General features: G+C 58.3%; 11 protein-coding genes. 1 reads left to right on the top strand and 10 read right to left on the bottom strand.

Annotated features, from left to right (window positions below; translation table 11 throughout):
* Window positions 1-174: 174 nt before the first annotated feature.
* Window positions 175-1,785 (bottom strand): MBL fold metallo-hydrolase RNA specificity domain-containing protein, encoded by a 1,611-nt coding sequence (locus tag HMPREF9163_RS01055; RefSeq protein ID WP_037345563.1) that lies wholly within the window; start codon window positions 1,783-1,785, stop codon window positions 175-177.
* A 146-nt stretch (window positions 1,786-1,931) separates the two neighbouring features.
* Between HMPREF9163_RS01055 and HMPREF9163_RS01060 the strand changes: the two genes are divergently transcribed.
* Window positions 1,932-2,792, top strand: coding sequence for an NAD(P)-dependent oxidoreductase (locus HMPREF9163_RS01060; RefSeq protein ID WP_009439768.1), 861 nt, complete (start codon window positions 1,932-1,934; stop codon window positions 2,790-2,792).
* A 207-nt stretch (window positions 2,793-2,999) separates the two neighbouring features.
* Here HMPREF9163_RS01060 and HMPREF9163_RS01065 read toward each other — a convergent pair whose 3' ends face one another.
* The 9 genes from HMPREF9163_RS01065 to HMPREF9163_RS01105 all read right to left on the bottom strand — a co-directional run bounded on the left by HMPREF9163_RS01065 (window position 3,000) and on the right by HMPREF9163_RS01105 (window position 13,862).
* Window positions 3,000-3,689, bottom strand: coding sequence for a thiamine phosphate synthase (locus tag HMPREF9163_RS01065; RefSeq protein WP_009439769.1), 690 nt, complete (start codon window positions 3,687-3,689; stop codon window positions 3,000-3,002).
* Window positions 3,690-3,889: 200 nt separating this feature from the next.
* The gene (gene rbr / locus HMPREF9163_RS01070) at window positions 3,890-4,423 is read right to left on the bottom strand and encodes a rubrerythrin (protein WP_009439770.1); all 534 of its coding nucleotides are present in this window, start codon (window positions 4,421-4,423) and stop codon (window positions 3,890-3,892) included.
* Between the two features lie 103 nt (window positions 4,424-4,526).
* Window positions 4,527-6,155, bottom strand: coding sequence for an FAD-dependent oxidoreductase (locus tag HMPREF9163_RS01075; protein ID WP_009439771.1), 1,629 nt, complete (start codon window positions 6,153-6,155; stop codon window positions 4,527-4,529).
* Window positions 6,156-6,262: 107 nt separating this feature from the next.
* A complete protein-coding gene (gene ahpC, locus HMPREF9163_RS01080) occupies window positions 6,263-6,844 on the bottom strand; it encodes an alkyl hydroperoxide reductase subunit C (protein WP_009439772.1) in 582 nt (193 codons plus the stop codon).
* Between the two features lie 172 nt (window positions 6,845-7,016).
* Complete coding sequence (locus tag HMPREF9163_RS01085; RefSeq protein ID WP_009439773.1) at window positions 7,017-7,547, bottom strand: NapC/NirT family cytochrome c; 531 nt, start codon at window positions 7,545-7,547, stop codon at window positions 7,017-7,019.
* A 10-nt stretch (window positions 7,548-7,557) separates the two neighbouring features.
* On the bottom strand, window positions 7,558-9,306 hold the full coding sequence (locus tag HMPREF9163_RS01090; RefSeq protein WP_037345571.1) for an FAD-dependent oxidoreductase: 1,749 nt from the start codon (window positions 9,304-9,306) through the stop codon (window positions 7,558-7,560).
* Window positions 9,307-9,427: 121 nt separating this feature from the next.
* Complete coding sequence (nspC, locus tag HMPREF9163_RS01095; RefSeq protein ID WP_009439775.1) at window positions 9,428-10,567, bottom strand: carboxynorspermidine decarboxylase; 1,140 nt, start codon at window positions 10,565-10,567, stop codon at window positions 9,428-9,430.
* The gene (locus HMPREF9163_RS01100; RefSeq protein ID WP_009439776.1) at window positions 10,567-11,766 is read right to left on the bottom strand and encodes a saccharopine dehydrogenase family protein; all 1,200 of its coding nucleotides are present in this window, start codon (window positions 11,764-11,766) and stop codon (window positions 10,567-10,569) included. Before HMPREF9163_RS01100 ends, nspC begins: the two co-directional genes overlap by 1 nt.
* Before the next feature lie 89 nt (window positions 11,767-11,855).
* Window positions 11,856-13,862: a methyl-accepting chemotaxis protein gene (locus tag HMPREF9163_RS01105; protein WP_037345573.1), complete on the bottom strand. Its 2,007-nt coding sequence runs from the start codon at window positions 13,860-13,862 to the stop codon at window positions 11,856-11,858.
* Window positions 13,863-14,253: the final 391 nt, after the last annotated feature.

Here is a 14,253-nt window from a genome sequence, read left to right on the forward strand (position 1 = left end):
TAACACCACCTATCCGAATCCATATGAAACCATACGGATTTTCTCCAATTAACCCATATTAAATAGGAAAGCCTTTTTAGGCTTCCCTATTTTAACGTATTTCACAGGACTATGCAAGTGCAAGGCACACAGTTCCGTAATATCCAATTTTTGACTAACGAATCTAAATGAAGCTCAAATATTATACGGCGCGGCGAGCTTCTTGAAATAATTGCGCGCCTTCTGCATCGTGCGGATGATCGGCTCCATGAGCTTCGGCTGACGCACGACTGTGCGGATGACCGCCTTGCGCAGCTGACGGTACTCCGCATCGAAGTCGCGCATGACATCCTCCATCTCCGCCTCGACCGAGACGGACGGGATATTCGACGGGATGAGGTTGGCGCTCCGCCCCTGTATCGTCACAATGTCGCCGAGGAAGGGCGCATAGACCTCGAGCCCGAGCTCCTCCTGAATGCGTTCCTTGAGCGCCTCCTGTGCCTGCCCCTCGCCGTGAACGAGGAAGACCTTCGCAGGGCGTGGCTCCGTGATGGAGCGCATCCACTCCACGATCTGCTCTGCATCCGCGTGCGCGGAGAAGCCCTCGAGCACTTGGATCTGCGCCTTCACCGCGATCTCCTCACCGAGCACGCGCACGCGCTTGATTCCGTCGACGAGGCGCCGCCCGAGACTCCCCTCTGCCTGATAGCCAACGAAGAGCACGGTGGACTCGGGTCGCCAGAGGTTGTGCTTGAGATGGTGCAGCACGCGCCCCGCATCCGCCATACCCGAGGCAGACAGGATGATTGCTGATCCTTCAGCCGAGTTGAGCGCACGTGACTCCGCCGCCGTCTCGGCAATACGTACCTGCGGAAACGAGGGAATCGTCCCCTGCTCCCCGAAGAACGCGATTGCCTCCTCGTCGAAGTCCTCATAGTTTTTCAGAAAGACGCGAGTTGCCTGGATTGCAAGCGGACTATCGATGATGATCGGGATGTCTCCGTCGAGACGCCCCGCCTTCCACAGGTTGTAGAAATAGTAGAGCAGGGTCTGTGTCCGCCCGACGGCGAACGACGGAATGATGACGTTGCCGCCGCGATCCATCGTGTCGCGGATCACCTCGAGCAACGCCGACTCCTTGTCGTAGTCGCGATGAATGCGATCGCCGTACGTGGACTCGACAAGCAGAAAATCCGCCCCCGCAACCGCCTCGGGGTCACGCAGAATGGGTTGATTCGGCTGACCGAGATCGCCCGAGAAGACAAGCTTTGACTCCTGCCCGCTCTCCTCCACTACGATCTCGAGGATCGCGGAGCCGAGAATGTGCCCCGCGTCACGGAACGTGAGCTGCAGATTATCTACTTGCAGCGGCGTACGATAGGCAACGGGTTCGAACAGCTCGAGCGAAGCAAATGCATCCGCCTGTGTATAAAGCGGCGTGATGGGCGCTTCGCTGCGGCGCGCGTTCTTGCGATTGAACAGTTCTGCATCGCTCTCCTGAATATGCGCCGAGTCCGGCAGCATGATGCGGACGAGATCGCAGGTGGAGCGCGTCGCATAGATTTTCCCGCGGAAGCCCTCGCGCACGAGGCGCGGAATGCGTCCGCAATGATCGATATGTGCATGCGTCAGAAAGACTGCGTCGATCTCGGCGGGATTGAACGGAAAGTCCTCATAGTTCATCTCACGCAGACGGCGCGTCCCCTGATACATGCCGCAGTCCACAAGATAGCTGTGGTCGCCCACATGAAGCAGATAGCATGAACCCGTAACGACGTGTGCCGCGCCCAAAAACTCGAGCCGCATAAGATATCCTCCCTCCTGATATACCGTGGTATCGCGTATCATTCTTATACCTATAAAATTCGGAATTCATCAAAAAAATCCTGCTTTTTGCAGGATTTTATGCTACACTGAGCGCAGAGAAGTGATACGAAACGGAGGAAAGCACAATGAAGAAAATTGGATTCATCGGACTTGGGATCATGGGCGCGGCAATGGCGGGGCATCTCATGGATGCAGGCTATGAGCTCACGGTCTACAACCGCACAAAGTCGAAGGCGGACGCCCTCGTTGCACGAGGCGCAAAGTATGCCGACAGCCCTGGCGCATGCGCACGCGGACAGGACGCCGTCATCACGATGGTCGGCTATCCGAAGGATGTGGAGGAGATCTACCTCGGCACGGACGGCATCCTTGCAAACCTCAAGGCGGGCGCATACACCGCCGATATGACGACCTCCTCGCCAGCACTCGCCGAACGCATCTATGCAGAGGCAAAGAAGCGCGGCATCCACGCGCTCGACGCGCCCGTCACCGGCGGCGACATGGGTGCGCGCAATGCCACGCTCAACATTCTCGTCGGCGGTGATGAGGATGACTTTAACGCAATGCAGCCCGTCTTTGCGGCCATGGGTAAGAACATCGTCTACGAGGGTGCGGCAGGCGCAGGGCAGAAGACGAAGGCAGCGAACCAGATCGCCGTTGCAGGCGCGCTCGCGGGCGCATGCGAAGCATTCGCCTATGCACGCGCCGCAGGGCTTGATCTTGAGAAGGTCTATGCCTCAATCTCTGGCGGTGCGGCATCGAGCTTCCAGATGTCCAATATGATCCGCATGGCGCTCGATGGGAACTTTGCCCCCGGATTTATGATAAAACACTTCGTCAAGGATATGACGATCGGTGCAAAGACCTCCAAGGAGTATGGCATGACCTTGCCTATACTGGAACAAATACTGCGCGAGGCGCGCACCCTCGAGGAGCGCGGCGGCGGTGCGGACGGCACGCAGAGTCTGCTGCGCTACTATGAGTAGAAAACAGCCGTTGCTGTCACGATGTGTTGTGATGTCCCTAAGCGAACCCTAGTGGAGCAAGCGGAAACAAGGGCACGTTCTGCCCCCTGCGGATTTCTACCGTTCAAGCGAAGCGCGTTTGAGAATCGCAGGTATTTAGGCAGATATAAGTGCCCGACCGCTTGCATAACTAAGCGTTCGCGTGGGACAAGCAACACAAGGAGATTGCTACTCCCGCCAGACGCGCACCATCTCCTCTGCGGCGGCATAGGGATGCGCTGCCTCCGCAACAGCACTGACGACGAAGAAGCCCTCGACGCCTGTCGCCCTGAGCGCGGGGAGATCGGACGCCTTGACGCCGCCGCCCACGACCACGGGCACGGGGCTAACGCGATGCAGATCCCTCAGCTCATCGAGGCTGCGCGTCACAATCTCCCCCGTCGCCGTCCGCCCCGCCTCGGGCTTTGTCGGCGTCGCATGGAGCGGACCCGCGCCAAAGTAGTCGATGCATGTGGTATCGCAGTGCACCGCATAGTCGAGCAAATCTGTTGTGCGCGCGGAGAGCCCGACGATTGCATCCGCACCGAGATATTTGCGGCAGACATCGGGCGGAATATCTCCCTGCCCCACATGCACACCGTCCACCTTGATCCCCTGCTCCCGCGCCGCGAGTACAGCATCGAGGCGATCATTTATGACGAGTGCCACAGCGTCCGACTTCCCCTGTGCCGCAATCACATCTGCCGCCGCGCGCGTGAGTTCGATAATCTCACGCGCCTCCGCGTATTTTGCGCGAATCTGAACAAAGGTGAAGCCCGCGTGCACAGCCTCAGCGATCACGCGCGCCACAGGGCGCCCATCCGTATTCTCGGGACCGATCACGAGATAGGCGGAAAGATCGAATTTTTTTCGGGTCATTTTATCCTCCTGCAAAACATCTGCTCCCGTTTCGACGGGGGAAGCTAATATTCCGTAATCTCAGTCTCCCCCGCTCACAACGGGGGAGGGAAACCGCGTAAGCGGTGGAAGGGGCACCAGTAACGTAACAAAGGAGCTGTTGCACGAAGCCAAAACCTTCGTGCAACAGCTCCTTTTTCTATCACAGTCGTCAAAACAGCTCAGTAGTTCTGCACAACCTGCTGGAAGAAAGACTGCGGGTGCTCACAGACGGGGCACTTCATCGGCGCTTTCGGGCTCTCGCAGACATAGCCGCAGTTGAGGCACTGCCAGATGATCTTCTCATCGCGCTGGAACACCGTGCCCTCATCCACCTTCTGCAAGAGCAGCTTGTAGCGGGCGTCATGCTCCTTCTCGATCTTACCCACAGCGTCAAAGAGACGCGCGATCTTGTCAAAGCCCTCCTCGCGCGCAACGCGTGCGAACTCGGGGTACATGCTTGTCCACTCCTCGTTCTCTCCGGCGGCAGCCGCAGCGAGGTTCGCCTTCGTGTCGCCAATGCCGCTCACGAGTTTGAACCAGATCTTTGCGTGCGCCTTCTCGTTGACCGCCGTCTCGTTGAAGATGTTCGAGATCTGGACGTAGCCGTCCTTCTTCGCCTGCGACGCGTAGTAGAGATACTTTGTGTGCGCCTGCGACTCTCCGGCAAATGCCGCCCAGAGATTCTTCTCGGTCTGTGATCCCTTGAGTTCCATAGTGCTCTCCTTTTCTAAAACAAATACACAGAATATATCAACCTGCGGGAGAAATCCTGCCGCCCATCTGCGCCTTGCTCAGGGGCGCGGACAGCGAGCTTGCTCAACCGCGATTGACCAGAATATCAGCGACCTCGTCTATGTTCTTCTTACCGAAGAAGAGGTCTTCCCCCACAATCATGCAGGGAACGCTCATCACACTGTACTTCTCTTTCAGCTCGGGGAAGTAGCGGATGTCGAAGATGTCCGCGCGTACGTCCGCGCGCTCTGCTGCAATGCGCTGCACGGCGGCGACCACATCGGGGCACATCGTGCAGGACAGGGACATGAGTACCTTGACATCGGCGGGCGCGGAAATCTGCTCAATTTTCGCGTGCGTCTCGTCCCGCAGCTCCTGACCTGGACCTGCCACATTGTAGAGGGCAAGGATGAACGAGTTGAACTCGTGTCCGCCCGGCACGGCGTGGAACGTAATGCCGCTCGGCGTGCCGTCCCCTCTCAGAACCTCGATGCCGGGCTGCCCGTCCGCGTCCTCGCGCTCCTCATAGCTGACCTTGTCCGTGAGACCCGCGAACTCATCCATAAAGCCGCGCAACTCGCGCGAGAGATCGCCGTCGTCGTAGTGTCCGACAAGCTTGACCGAAGTCTCAAATTTATCAAAGACCGCTGCCAGCTGCTCGCGGATCTCGGCAGAGATGAAGTTCGTCTCGTTGCCGTCTGCCGCTTCCTTCTCGATGGAGCTCTTGCGCTGCTCAAAGCGCTTTGCATCCACCTCGGCGCGCGCAAATGCGGGCAACTTGAGGCGATCGTGCAGCGCCGCCGCATGACGCTCCGCCGCAACCGCAGAGACTGCGCCGTCGGAGACCGCCGTCACAACCTGACGCAGCGTCTTGATGCAGACATCGCCCGCAGCAAAGACCCCCTTGATATTCGTCTCCTTCTCCTCGTTCGTGATGACGTAGCCCTGCTCATTCAGCGCAACCTGCTCACGGAACAGCCCCGTATTCGGGATATAGCCGGCAAAGACGAAGACGCCGAACGTCTCGCCGTCCTTTGCCATATAGTGCTCGACCTTGCCCGTCGTCTCATCGCGGAAATCGGCATAGGAGATCATCGTCTCGCCGCCGACGCGCTCCACAACCGTGTTGAAGCGCACCTTGATGTTGGGATAGTTCGCGAGCGCGTCCACCGCCGTCTGCGGTGCGCGGAACTTGTCGCTGCGCACGAGGATCGTGATGGACTTGCCGTAGCGCGAGAGGAACATACTCTCCTCCACCGCCGCAAGACCGCCGCCGATGACGAAGATGTCCATGCCCGTGAAGAACTCGGCGTCGCAGGTCGCACAGTAAGCAACGCCACGCCCCTGGAACTTTTTCTCGCCGTAGAAGCCCACCTTGCGCGGGTTTGCCCCCGTCGCGAGGATGACGCTCAGCGCCTCGACCGTGCCCGCCGTCGTCTCAAGCTCCTTGATGTCTTGATCGAGCTTCAGACCGATGACCTCAGCCGTGACGAATTCCGCGCCGAAGCCGCGCGCCTGCTCCTCCATCTGTGCCGCAAGCTCGGAGCCGCTGACCTTGCCCGTGCCGGGATAGTTCACGACATCAGCGGTGATTGTGATCTGTCCGCCGACCTTCTCCTTCTCGATAACGAGCACCTTGCATTTCGCACGTGCCAGATAGATGGCGGCAGCGAGTCCCGCAGGGCCGCCGCCAACGATGACGGCATCATACATTTTATCCACCAAAGCACCTCTTTTGTTTGACAGGAAGCCGCCCAAAACAACGCTTCCATAGGAAAAAGCACTTCGCAAGCAGCCTCGCGAAGTGCTCCGTTTATCTCTTAGAGTTTGCCGACGAGGTCGAAGCTCGGCTTCAGCGTCTTTTCGCCCGGCTTCCAGCGCGCGGGGCAAACCTCATCGCCGTGCTCAGCGACGAACTGGAGTGCCTGCACCTTGCGGAGAAGCTCCTGTGCATTACGGCCGACGTTGCCTGCACTCACCTCATAGGAAACGATCTTGCCCTCGGGATTCACGATGAACGTGCCGCGCTCAGCAAGTCCGGCATCCTCGATGTAGACCTCGAAGTCACGCGCGAGCTTCGCCGTCGGGTCTGCGAGCATCGGGTAGGTCAGCTTGCCGACGAGGTCGGAGCTCTCATGCCATGCCTTATGGACGAAGTGGGTGTCACAGGAAACACCGAAGATCTCGCAACCGATCTTCTTGAACTCGCCGTACTGCTCCTGAAGGTCAGCCAGCTCCGTCGGGCAGACGAACGTGAAGTCCGCCGGATAGAAGAAGAACACGCTCCACTTGCCCTTGAGGCTGTCCTTCGTGTACTCGACGAACTCGCCCTGTGCTGCGCCTTCCTTCTTCTGGAATGCCTGTACCTTAAAATCGCTGATTTCCTTGTTGATGAGTGACATTGAATATCCTCCTTTGATAGTAAACCAATCGCTCTCGTATCGAACGATTGCGTATGTCCTTAATGTGGCTTTATCATATCACAGGAGATTTTCCTTGTCAACAGAAATTTATACTTTTTAATAACTATTTTTATTTAGCTATCCTCTGCGGCAAAAAGTCCCGAGAATCCGCCTACTTTTCCCAGTTCGCATCCAGCTTCCAGCTCACGCCGTGGCATGCCGTACACTTCTTTGCAGACTGAGGATGGTGCATGCTGTGACAGTCCATGCAGTTCTGCGGGTTCTCGTTGCCCGCGAGATGCACGGGATCGTGCGGGCTTTCCTTGCCATAATGCGCCGTCGCCTGCTTGATCTCGTCGAAGCTGTGGCAGGAGAGACACTGCGCATTCGTATAGCCGTACTTCGGCATGGGGTTCTCATAGTTGCCTGTAACGAAGAGCCAGCCCTCCTGCATCTGCTGCAGCAGCGTCGGCTCGTGGCAGTCATGACAGGTCACGCCCGCATCGGCATGCTTCTTCGCAAGGAGATCCCCCTGTGCATAGCTGTCGTACTCCGGCTGCATATTGTGACAGCTTGCGCAGAAGGCAGGATTTGCACTGACCTGCGAGAGAATGGCGCGCCCGCCGAATCCGCACGCGGCAGCTGCAACGACGAGGAGCAGGAGCACGCGCGGCTCTTTGAGTTTCTGAAACAGTTTCATCATTCTCCCCCTCTCAGAGCTGCGCCGTGACATTGCCGACGAGACGCCCGTAGACGAGCGCAAAGGCGTGGCTGACGCCCGCCGTCACGACGGGATAGTCCCCGACGAATCGCCCGCCCTGCGTGTTGCCGATGGCGTAGAGGCCGGGGATGCCGTGATACTTCCGATCGAGCACATTGCCGTCCTCTGGATTCACCGTCAGCCCGCCCATATTGACGAGCAGCGCCCCGCCAAGCATCTTGCCCGCATAGAACGGTGCCTTCTCGAGGGGGAAGAGGCGCTTTGCCGCCTTGCCGAAGTCCGCATCGTTGTGTGCATGCGCCAATTCGTTGTAGCGCGCGATCTCCACGAGGATCGTCCGCTGCACATCGGGGCGATCCGGTGCAAGCGCCGCCGCGAGCTCCGCAAGCGTATTCGCCTTGATAAGCCCCGGCGTCCTATCCAGATCCTCACGCGAGGTGTAGGACGTACGCCCGATCGCCCACTGACAGTCGGGCGGGAGTTTCGGATTCTCCGCAGCGGGAACGCAGTGGTTCACGCTCCCGTGCGATACCCCCATCAGCGGCAGCTGCTCCGGCCAGTTGTCGTCAAAGATCTGCCACGCGTAGTCGCCGCGCTGGCGATAGATCGCACAGGAGAGCTGCTGACCGCCGATGTCCTCGTTGACGAAGCGCTTGCCGTCGTCGTTCAGCAGGAGATAGGCATCCACGCCGAGCGGTCCGCCGAGCGTATGGATCATCGGCGCGTGCGGACCGTCCTCGATCTTGCCGCCGACCCACGCCGCCATCACATGACCGTCCCCCGTATTCGTCGGACTGTCCCACGCATCGCGGTTCGGGAACACATTCATATAGTCCGCCGCCCACGGCACGAAGTACCTCATCATCTCCTTGTTGTTGCCGTAGTCCCCCGTCGCGAGGATCACCGCCTTGCGCGCCGTGCACTTCACGAAATTCCCGTGAATGTCTTCGCCGATCACACCTGTCACGCGCCCCTCATCTGCTTCACGGATGAGCTTCTTCGCGCGCGTTGCGTAGATGAATTTGCAGCCCTGTGCGAGGCATTTCTCATAGACGAGGGTCAGGAGCGGCTCCTGACTCGGCAGGAGGGTCATGACCGTCGGATAGGTCGGGCTGTTCTCCTCGCTGCGGTTATAGCCTGCTGGCAGCGGATAGTGCATCATCATGAGGTTGATCTTCGAGCGGTCGAGCTCCGTATCCGTCTCCTTCATGACGTGAACGGCGGGCGCAAGGTCGAGCATCCAGTCAAAATCCGCGCCGCTGTGCTCCGCCCAGTAGTTCCACATGCGCTGATCCGAGCGGTAGCCCATCTGCTTCATATTCTCGAGGATTGCCTCGTTCTTGTCGAATGCAATGCCGAGCTCGCGCTGATAGCGATTGCCGATTGTGCCGTACTGTCCGCTGCGGCACTGCCACGTGCTCGCACGCTCCATGACGAGGACGGACGCGCCGTGCTCCGATGCCGCGCGCGCTGCGGTGAGCCCCGCAAGCCCCGCGCCCACGATGACGATGTCCGCGCTGTGCTCCGCTGCGATCTTCCCCTCCGGAATCTCCGGCGCCGTGCCGAGCCATGTGGGCGGCGGAGGCGGTGCTGCAGGGGCTTTCGGTGGGATGAGGTGATCGTCAGGGTTTGCAGCGCATCCGGCAAGCAGCGCAGGCGCTGCGACAAAACCGCCGAGTGCAAGCGCGCCCCCCTTTAGAAAATTTCTGCGGCTTACAGCCGCTTTCTCTTCCCCATTCATCATATCCGCTCCTTTCGAGTTCATTATACAAGAGATGGTTGATAAATACAAATTAAGCAGCGATAGATTTTGTTTATCTATTGCTGCAAAAGAAAACCGCCATGACGGCGGTTCCCACATCTCAAAGTCTCATCTTAAAATCTTCATATCCGAATTCACGCACAATCTCCCATTCCCCACGGGGCGAAACGGCGATGATGTTCGGCAGCGGCATGCCGTTGAATGTATTGTTCTTCACCATCGTATAGATCGCCATATCACCGAAGACAATGCGGTCGCCAACGCGCAGCTCCGCATCGAAGGAATACGTGCCGATCGTATCGCCCGCAAGGCAGGTCGGCCCCGCGAGCGTATAGGTATGCGCCTTCTCCCCCGCCTCGCCCGCGCCGATGAGTGGCGGGCGGTACGGCATCTCGATAACATCGGGCATGTGGCAGGTCGCGGACGTGTTGAGGATCACATTGCCGCCCGTCTGCACCTCGAGCACCTCGGCGACGAGGAAGCCCGCATTGAGCGCGATCGCCTCACCCGGCTCGAGATAGACCGCCACGTCATAGGTCTCCTGCACATGGCGAATCAGCTTCTTCAACAAAGCGATGTCATATCCTTCGCGCGTGATATGATGCCCGCCGCCAAAGTTCAGCCACTTCATCCCGTACAGATATTTCCCGAACTTCTCCTCGACGGCTGCAAGCGTCGCCTCAAGCGCATCCGCCCCCTGCTCACAGAGCGTATGGAAGTGCAGCCCATCGAGTCCGTCGAGCAAGTCCTCTCGGAAGTCCGCGATCTTGACGCCGAGGCGCGAGCCGGGCGCACACGGGTCGTAGATTGCGTGCTCCTGCGTCGAGCGCTCGGGGTTGATGCGGATGCCGCAGGACGCGCCCTGCGCCCGCGCCGCCGCGCCGAAGCGCTCCCACTGGGCGAATGAGTTGAAGATGATGTGGTCGCAGATTGCCGCGAGCTGATCGATCTCCTCCGCCTCGTAGGCGGGCTTGAAGACGTGGTTTTCCTTCCCCATCTCCTCCTGCGAGAGCCGCGCCTCGTAGATGCCGCTCGCCGTCGTTCCCGCGAGGTAACGCCCGATCAGCGGATAGTAGTGATACATGGAGAAGCATTTCTGTGCGAGGAGCACCTTTGCACCCGTATCCTCTGCAATCTCCGCGAGTATCTTCAGATTTTGCTCGAGCAGCTCCTCATAGACGAGGTAGGAGGGCGTCGGAACAGCGTCCCACTCTGCCCGCCATGCCGCGCGCGCCGCCATCAGTCCACCAATACGGGGCTGTGGCTCTCCTGCCACGGCAGCCCCCAGACGTTCAGCGCGTCCATGAACGGATCGGGGTCGAACTCCTCGACGTTGAACACGCCGGGACGCCGCCACTTTCCCGTCATCACCATCATCGCGCCAATCATCGCGGGCACGCCCGTCGTGTAGGCGACCGCCTGCGAGCCGACCTCGGCGTAGCACGCCTCATGGTCGCAGACATTGTAGAGGTAGTAGTTCTTTTCTTTCCCGTCCTTCTTCCCACGGAAGATGCAGCCGATGTTCGTCTTGCCCTTCGTGCGCGAGCCGAGGCTCGCGGGGTCGGGCAGCACCGCCTTCAGGAACTGCAGCGGGATGATCTTGTGCCCCTCGAAGTCGATCGGCTCGATGGAGGTCATGCCGACGTTCTCCAAGCAGCGCAGATGCGTGAGATAGCTCTCACCGAAGGTCATAAAGAAGCGGATGCGCTTGATGCCTTTGATGTTTTTCGCGAGCGACTCGAGTTCCTCGTGGTGCAGGAGGTACATATCCTTCTGCCCCACCTCGGCGAAATCATAGACGCGCTTAATCTCCATCGGCTCGGTCTCGATCCATGCGCCGTTCTCCCAGTAGCTGCCCTTCGCCGAGACCTCGCGGATATTGATCTCGGGGTTGAAATTCGTCGCAAAGGGATAGCCGTGGTCGCCGCCGTTGCAGTCGAGGATGTCGATGTAGTTGATCTCGTCAAACTCGTGCTTCATTGCATACGCGCTGAACACGCCCGTCACGCCGGGGTCGAATCCCGAGCCGAGCAGCGCCGTCAGCCCCGCCTCGCGGAAGCGATCCGCATACGCCCACTGCCAGCCGTACTCGAATTTCGCCGTGTCCTCGGGCTCGTAGTTTGCCGTATCGACGTAATGCACGCCCGCCGCAAGGCACGCATCCATGACGTGCAGATCCTGATACGGGAGCGCGAGGTTCAGCACGACATCCGGCTTGAATTCGCGGATGAGCGCCGTGAGCTCCGGCACGTTGTCCGCATCAATGGCGGCGGTCTGAATTTTTGTCCTGCCGCCGTCCAGCTTCGCCTTCAGCGCATCGCATTTCGACTTTGTGCGCGAGGCAATGAGGATCTCCTCAAAGACCTCCGGATTCTGACAGCATTTATGCACGGCAACGCTCGCAACGCCGCCGGCACCAATAATCATCGCTTTTCCCATGGGAACGCCTCCTTCATCTATGCTCCTATCATACAACAGGAAAGGGGTCACTGCAAGTGCAGTGACCCCTATTGAGGTTTATTTGAGGTTTAGAGCTTGAACTTCTTCGTCTCGCCTGCGAGCTCATCCGCAAGGTTGGAGAGGCGCCGCGTCGCCGCTGCAATCTCCTGCATGGAGGCGGACTGCTCTTCGGTCGCTGCAGAGACGTTCTGAGCGCTGTCAGCGTTCACCGTGCTGACCTTCTGGATCTCCTCGATCTGCGCGCGCACCGTCTGCGTCTCGTTCTCCATCTGCTGAATGCCCGAGGTGATGCCCTTTACGCCGTCGCCGAGCTGCTGAATCGACTCCGCGATCGACTGGAACACATTGTCTGCCGTACGAACCGATTCCAGACCATGTCCAACATATTCGTTGCCACGCTTTCCGGCCTCGACCGCACGCTCCATATCCGCCTGCACGGACTGCATCGTCTCAGAGATCTTCTTCGAGAACTCGCCCGATTCCTCGGCGAGCTTCCTGACCTCCTCGGCAACGACGGCAAAGCCGCGTCCGTGCTCACCCGCACGCGCCGCCTCGATAGCCGCGTTGAGCGCGAGCAAGTTCGTCTGCTCTGCAATGCTGCCGATGACCTCGACGCTGTGGCTGATCTCCTCGGAGCTCTTACCGAGTGCCGAGATTGCGGCATCGACGGTCTCCGACCCCGTCTTGATCTGCTCCATGTAGTTCACGACCTCATCGATGGAGCGGCGCCCCTCCTGCACGCGTTCCACCGTCTTGTTCGTGACCTCTGCAACCTCACCCGCCTGCTTGGACATGCCCGCAGCATGGCTCGAGATCGAGGCCGCCGCATTGGCTACCGAGGTGGAGGCATTGGACTGACGCTCCACGCCCTCGGCGATCTCCGTGATCGACATGGCAACGTGGTTGGACGCCTCCGCCGACTGCTGAGATGCCTCTGTTAGCCCCTCTGCAGCAGTTGAGAGCTCCGTCGCATTGGACTGGATTCTCTTAATCAGCGTATTGAGCGTATGCCGCATCTTGATGAAGCCATCCGATAGCTGCCCAATCTCATCCTGCGAAGTGATGGTCTTCGGCGTCTCGCGCAGATCGCCACTGTTGAGTATGTCACAGACGTGCACAACCTTCTGGATGCCTGCTGCAAAATTATTCGAAACGAAGAAAATCAGCGCCGAGATGATGAGAACAATGACAATGGTCAGCCCCGCCAGCACCATCAGCAGCGCATGGGCATCCTCAAGGATCTCGCTGTCGGATGCCTCCGACATGACGACCCAGCGGCGTCCATCAAGCTGAATTGGAACCAGGGTGCCCGTCATGGCCTCGCCCGACTCACGTTCATAATGTGCAAGTGCAGGCTCGTTCTTGTCGATGACAGACTTAAATGCATCCACGAGGCTCATCGAGAGCTTGACGCTCGAGACTTCCTTGCTGAAATCGAGCTTTCCAATCTGCGCTGGCTCGTTCGGGTGAATGATGACAAGTCCCGACTCATCCATGACGACGAGCTGTCCCGTCCGATAGGTCGCCATCTTCGCAAGGGTATCGTCAAAGCGCGAGAGTCCGATGGTTCCCGCAACCACACCTACAACCGTGCCGTTCTCTATCACAGGAACACCGATGACGGTGACAACCTTGCCGGAGATCGCAGAGATCACAGGCTCCGAGACGACGGTCTTCTTCGTCTGGACAGCCTTCTTAAAATAATCGCGATCCGAACGGTCGATCTCGTTGCCGTCCGCATCGAGTCCAATTCCATCGAGACCAAGATAGGCTACATTCGAGAAGACCTCGGTATGCTGCTTCACCTCCTGCAGTGCAACCAGCTTAGCCGCATTATCTCCGTGCAGAATGGCCTCATTGCCTGACAGAATCTCGAGATGCACCTCGTTCGTCTCAAAGATGCGCCGTACCTCGAGTGCTGCCTGCTTGCCAACACCCTTGCCGATCGTATCCGCATTCTCCACGAGCATATTGCTCGCCATTTTGTAGCTTACGCCAAAGAACACGAGAAAACCGACGAGCATCACAGGCAATACAGATGCTAAAAACTTTGTACGAATGGATTTAAACTGCATATGACTGCTCCCCTCTCCCAAAAAGTGCCCCATCTGTCTGTAATGGGATATTTTCACCCTATCACATATTTCAAAGAATAACAAGCCTTTTCTCGAGAAAATCACATGTAAATTAATAATAGTAATAGTCTGTATTATATCGTAATTCTGTTTTGCTTACATGGGCTTTTCTTTTTCACATCCTATGACAGGACGATTGAATTGTGCTATAATAGGCACCGTGTATACAATATTTTAAGAAGCGATGCAACCTGAGGAATCACTGATAAATTCAGCACCGCCATCTTAACGCATCTTTTTTGCCCGCAATTCGTCGGCAAATCCTCCACAGAGTACCACTCTGCGTCTGGTTTGCCTCCTAGTTCGGACGAAAAAATCTGCGCCAATCTGA

The sequence above is a fragment of the Selenomonas sp. oral taxon 138 str. F0429 genome (assembly GCF_000318175.2).
GTDB classification, from domain to species: Bacteria; Bacillota; Negativicutes; order Selenomonadales; family Selenomonadaceae; genus Centipeda; species Centipeda timonae.

Coding starts and splice junctions, on each gene's coding strand:
- HMPREF9163_RS01055 (WP_037345563.1), bottom strand. CDS start 1,785: ATGCGGCTCGAGTTTTTGGGCGCGGCACACGTCGTTACGGGTTCATGC.
- HMPREF9163_RS01060 (WP_009439768.1), top strand. CDS start 1,932: ATGAAGAAAATTGGATTCATCGGACTTGGGATCATGGGCGCGGCAATG.
- HMPREF9163_RS01065 (WP_009439769.1), bottom strand. CDS start 3,689: ATGACCCGAAAAAAATTCGATCTTTCCGCCTATCTCGTGATCGGTCCC.
- rbr (WP_009439770.1), bottom strand. CDS start 4,423: ATGGAACTCAAGGGATCACAGACCGAGAAGAATCTCTGGGCGGCATTT.
- HMPREF9163_RS01075 (WP_009439771.1), bottom strand. CDS start 6,155: ATGTATGATGCCGTCATCGTTGGCGGCGGCCCTGCGGGACTCGCTGCC.
- ahpC (WP_009439772.1), bottom strand. CDS start 6,844: ATGTCACTCATCAACAAGGAAATCAGCGATTTTAAGGTACAGGCATTC.
- HMPREF9163_RS01085 (WP_009439773.1), bottom strand. CDS start 7,547: ATGATGAAACTGTTTCAGAAACTCAAAGAGCCGCGCGTGCTCCTGCTC.
- HMPREF9163_RS01090 (WP_037345571.1), bottom strand. CDS start 9,306: ATGAATGGGGAAGAGAAAGCGGCTGTAAGCCGCAGAAATTTTCTAAAG.
- nspC (WP_009439775.1), bottom strand. CDS start 10,567: ATGGCGGCGCGCGCGGCATGGCGGGCAGAGTGGGACGCTGTTCCGACG.
- HMPREF9163_RS01100 (WP_009439776.1), bottom strand. CDS start 11,766: ATGGGAAAAGCGATGATTATTGGTGCCGGCGGCGTTGCGAGCGTTGCC.
- HMPREF9163_RS01105 (WP_037345573.1), bottom strand. CDS start 13,862: ATGCAGTTTAAATCCATTCGTACAAAGTTTTTAGCATCTGTATTGCCT.